Annotated in this window: 1 protein-coding gene; it reads left to right on the forward strand. The window is 48.5% G+C overall.

Annotated elements, in window-relative coordinates; genetic code table 11:
• Nucleotides 1-10 precede the first annotated feature (10 nt).
• Nucleotides 11-232 carry an antitermination protein Q gene (locus ACTHSL_RS12870; RefSeq protein WP_440381685.1) on the forward strand — a complete coding sequence of 74 codons (222 nt, stop codon included), beginning with the start codon at nt 11-13 and terminating at the stop codon, nt 230-232.
• Nucleotides 233-619 lie beyond the last annotated feature (387 nt).

Genomic DNA, 619 nt, shown 5'->3' on the forward strand with positions numbered 1-619 from the left:
CAAAACAGAGCTGTGGGGGAGAGTTGTCGAGAAAGAGTGCGGAAGATGCAAAGGCGTCGGCTATTCAAGGATGCCAGCAAGCGCAGCATATCGCGCTGTGACGATGCTAATCCCAAACCTTACCCAACCCACCTGGTCACGCACTGTTAAGCCGCTGTATGACGCTCTGGTGGTGCAATGCCACAAAGAAGAGTCAATCGCAGACAACATTTTGAATGCGGTCACACGTTAGCAGCATGATTGCCACGGATGGCAACATATTAACGGCATGATATTGACTTATTGAATAAAATTGGGTAAATTTGACTCAACGATGGGTTAATTCGCTCGTTGTGGTAGTGAGATGAAAAGAGGCGGCGCTTACTACCGATTCCGCCTAGTTGGTCACTTCGACGTATCGTCTGGAACTCCAACCATCGCAGGCAGAGAGGTCTGCAAAATGCAATCCCGAAACAGTTCGCAGGTAATAGTTAGAGCCTGCATAACGGTTTCGGGATTTTTTATATCTGCACAACAGGTAAGAGCATTGAGTCGATAATCGTGAAGAGTCGGCGAGCCTGGTTAGCCAGTGCTCTTTCCGTTGTGCTGAATTAAGCGAATACCGGAAGCAGAACCGGAT

Origin of the sequence: Neisseria sp. P0008.S010 (assembly GCF_051962715.1) — a bacterium.
Taxonomy (GTDB): domain Bacteria; phylum Pseudomonadota; class Gammaproteobacteria; order Burkholderiales; family Neisseriaceae; genus Neisseria; species Neisseria elongata.